The following is a 3457-nucleotide window of genomic DNA, read 5'->3' as shown; positions in this document are numbered from 1 at the left end:
ACGTTCCGCCGCCGTCACCAACTTGAGGCCAGGAGGCACCACTTCCGCCGACGCATGCGCCTCCAGATGATGCAGATCTAGCCCTGTAGTACTAGCCATCCGCAAGCGGCATCCGCGCGACCGGAACCGGGTGCCGGTCGTTTACGTCACCGTCCCGCCGGCTGCCACGCCGAAGATGCTCGCGATGGAGTTCGCCCGCTTCTTCGGGCTGACCTTACCCACCCGGGTCAATGTCACCGACATCGTGGACGCAGTCTGCGCAACCACCGCCCATGTCCACGTCGACCTGGTACTGGTCGACGAGCTGCACAACCTCAACTTGGCCACGCGGTCCGGGGCCGAAGCCTCCGACCAGCTGAAGTACTTCGCCGAGCGGCTGCCCGCCACCTTCGCCTACGCGGGTATCGACATCGAGTCCCAGGGCCTCTTCTCCGGGACCCGGGGACGGCAGATCGCCGGGCGCTTCGTCGTCATCCCCGCCGCCCCGTTCTCCCACGCCACCGCCACCGATCACGAGACCTGGCGGGCCCTGGTGGGCACCCTGGAGGCCATGCTCCGGCTGCACCACCACAGCCCTGGCACGCTCACCGGGCTGAGCGAATACATTTTCCACCGCACCGGCGGCATGATCGGCAGCCTCTCCCAGCTCATCCGCGCCGCCGCCGTCCTGGCCATCGAGGACGAGAGCGAGCGCATCACCGAGGGCCTGTTGGCCCTTGTCCCGATCGACTTCGCCGCCGAGCAGTCCCAGAAACTCACCGCAACGGCCAGACCCGCCTCCCGGCGGAGGCGAGTGGCCTGATGCTCCTGCGCCGTCTTCCTGATCCCGTCCCACCCGCCCGGCACGAGATCACTGCCTCTTACATCGCCCGCCTGGCCCGGCTCCACGGTCTCGACATCAACACCCTCTGGCGATGCCTCACCGAACGCGAAGCCTCCGGAGGCATACGTCGCGTCGGCGTGCCCGAACGCCTCGCCACCATTACCGGCCGGAGCATCCACGCCCTCTCCGGTGCTCTGCCGGAACTACGGCGTCCTCAGCCCGACTGGGCCATGTTCCGTCACCAGCCACAACCTGGCTGCCCTCACTGCAACGCCAAGCACCCCGGCGGCGAGGTCATCAGGATCATGCCGCACCACCGCTACGTCTGCACCCAACACCAGCTTTGGCTCTGTCCGTCCGACGCCGACGGACACATCACGCCCCTCAACGCCCTCCCAGAAGTCGTTCAAGCACAGCGCCGACATCTGCGCATCCTCCGGCGTCACGGCTGGGCCATCACCTACGACGCCGTCCTCACCGCCATACTCATCTGCGGCCAGCTCTGGTCACTCCCGGAGAACGAAAACGGCGAAGCATGGCACGACTGGGTCCGCCGGGCGGGCATCCTCATCCCGCCTGACACAGCCGAAACCGCCTTCTCCGTCGCGCGCCTCTGCGCCGTGGTCTATCCCGAAGCCATCGCGCTGGCCCCGCTCTTTGCGTCGACCTACTGGAGACAACAGGCGCAGGAATCGACCTGGAACCGCCGCCTCTTCAACACCGAGATCGCCCGCCGGCTACGACACCCCACCTACAGATGCAAAGAACATGACGATGATCCCATCAGTCACTGGGCCAACATGAACGCCAAGCGCTCGCCGCTTACTCCAATCTACGTCCACGACCAGAAGCGTCATCTCCGGAAATCAGCTCTGAGCCCCGCCACCCGACTCGCGCAGCAACGACGCGCCCATGCCTTCGATGCATCCCACCGGGCTGGTGAAGCACTCGTCGCCCACCGCTACCTCGCCACTGTGTTCCGGCGAGCCTGGGATCCAATGCGGAGACACGTAGTCTCTCCAAACGGAAACAGCCACTACCAAGTTGGTCCGTGACGACCGGGTGGAAGGGGCTGGAGAGCAGCCATCCCGTCGCTTCTGGCAGCCACAGGCATGATTGGATCCCCGGCATGACAGATTGGCCGCAGCTCAGCCACGCCTACGGCTCCGCCGAAGACATACCCACCCTGTTGGCACGCATCGCGTCCGAGCCCAAGTCTGAGCTCTGGAACGACCTGTGGTCTGCGCTCTGCCATCAAGGCAGCGTCTACTCGGCCAGCTTCGCAGCGCTGCCCTGGTTGGCCGATATAGCCGAGAGCGAAGACAGGGGGCAAGCCGTGAATGCCCTGGGCCTGGCGGGTGCCATCATGGCGGGCGCCGAGCAGCCGCATGGAGCGGGCGATGTTCGCGCACAGCACTCGGCGGAAATCGCGACGCTGCTGGCATCGGTGAACCGCCATCTCCGGACCGCGACCGATCGCACCGAGTACATCGACCTCCTGGCATCCATGCTCGGCTTCGAGGGCGTCGCGGTATGGAGCGAGGACCTGGCTTGGGGACTCGGGAACGAGGAATACGAAGTCTCCTGCCCCGGATGCGAGACCAACTTGTTCATCGTCCTTGGTGAACGAGGGTTCTTCTGCACCAGCGAGGACTACGCCCTGTCGGACGACACCATCGACACCCGCCCGCTCCGCCCGGCGAGCCCCGCAAACCTGGAAGGCATCGGCTCGCGTCTCCACGGCATCGCAGTCACCGACGGCCAACACGAAGTCGCCCACGTGCTGACCTACGTCTTCGGGAACGCGACCTGCCCGGACTGCGAAACCGACTTCTCAGTCGCCGACCGAGTCAGCGCCGGCTAGGTGTGCTGTCGCATGAGGTTGGTACCGCCTCAGTGGCGGGCGGCAGCCCGCCGACGGACGGTGTTCGGGAGGGTCGCGCTGCGCCACATCTACGGGGAACTCCATGCCCTCAGCTTGGAATCGCGCCTCTCCGGGCGCCCCCGCACAGCTCCGTATGGAGCACGGACCAGCCAGAGAGCCGGGGCCCCGGCTCGGGGCCCCGGATAACTGCCCGGTCCCCGCTCAGCTCTTCCGCTCACTCAGGACGCAGAACTCGTTGCCCTCCGGGTCGAGGAGGGTCACCCAGTGCTGCCCGTCCTGCACGGTGTCGACGCGCCGAGCACCGAGGGAGAGCAGCCGGGCAATCTCGGCCTCCTGGTCGTCGGGGCGGAAGTCGGGGTGGAGCCGGTTCTTCGACGTCTTGCCCTCGGGGACAGGCACGAAGAGCAGGCCCGGCATCCGGTCCGGCTCAGGCCGGATCTCGATGATCTCCTCGGATTCGTCGACCACAACCCAGCCGAGAGCCTCGGCCCACCAGCGCCCGAGAGCGACGGGGTCGGCGGAGTCGACGATGATCTGTTCCCATTCCAGTGCCATGGGCCTGAGCATAGGCAGACCGGCGGCCCACCCCGCAAAGCCGCCACTCTTCCCAGTCCTCCAAGTCCTCCGCGGTCGCCTCAGGCACCAACTAGAAGACAACACCGGTGCGTTAGGGCTGTGACCTGCGATGCAACCCCGGTGTGAATGAGGAACGGGACCCCTGGTAGATCGTCTTGCGACCAAGCTCGAAG

At 66.4% G+C, this 3457-nt stretch carries 4 protein-coding genes; 3 read left to right on the top strand and 1 reads right to left on the bottom strand.

All coding sequences use genetic code 11. From position 1 onward, the window contains the following. The first annotated feature begins 97 nt into the window (after window positions 1-97). From ACWD6R_RS40105 to ACWD6R_RS40095, 3 genes are read left to right on the top strand one after another with little or no spacing between them, the layout of a single operon-like run. Window positions 98-802 (top strand): TniB family NTP-binding protein, encoded by a 705-nt coding sequence (locus tag ACWD6R_RS40105; protein WP_451823273.1) that lies wholly within the window; start codon window positions 98-100, stop codon window positions 800-802. After that, window positions 802-1878, top strand: a complete 1077-nt coding sequence (locus ACWD6R_RS40100) for a hypothetical protein (RefSeq protein ID WP_451823272.1) — start codon at window positions 802-804, stop codon at window positions 1876-1878. The genes ACWD6R_RS40105 and ACWD6R_RS40100 overlap by 1 nt, the downstream gene beginning before the upstream one ends. Then, window positions 1875-2687 (top strand): hypothetical protein, encoded by an 813-nt coding sequence (locus ACWD6R_RS40095; protein WP_451823271.1) that lies wholly within the window; start codon window positions 1875-1877, stop codon window positions 2685-2687. The genes ACWD6R_RS40100 and ACWD6R_RS40095 overlap by 4 nt, the downstream gene beginning before the upstream one ends. Before the next feature lie 222 nt (window positions 2688-2909). Here ACWD6R_RS40095 and ACWD6R_RS40090 read toward each other — a convergent pair whose 3' ends face one another. Beyond that, window positions 2910-3263: a VOC family protein gene (locus ACWD6R_RS40090; protein ID WP_451823270.1), complete on the bottom strand. Its 354-nt coding sequence runs from the start codon at window positions 3261-3263 to the stop codon at window positions 2910-2912. Window positions 3264-3457 lie beyond the last annotated feature (194 nt).

The organism is Streptomyces sp. NPDC005151, assembly GCF_053599875.1.
Note: the sequence above shows the minus strand (reverse complement) of the source record. Positions and strands in the feature narration are given on the sequence as shown.

Bases quoted from the DNA above. Each gene is read 5' to 3' on its own strand.
- ACWD6R_RS40100 (WP_451823272.1), top strand. From the start codon at position 802: ATGCTCCTGCGCCGTCTTCCTGATCCCGTCCCACCCGCCCGGCACGAG.
- ACWD6R_RS40090 (WP_451823270.1), bottom strand. From the start codon at position 3,263: ATGGCACTGGAATGGGAACAGATCATCGTCGACTCCGCCGACCCCGTC.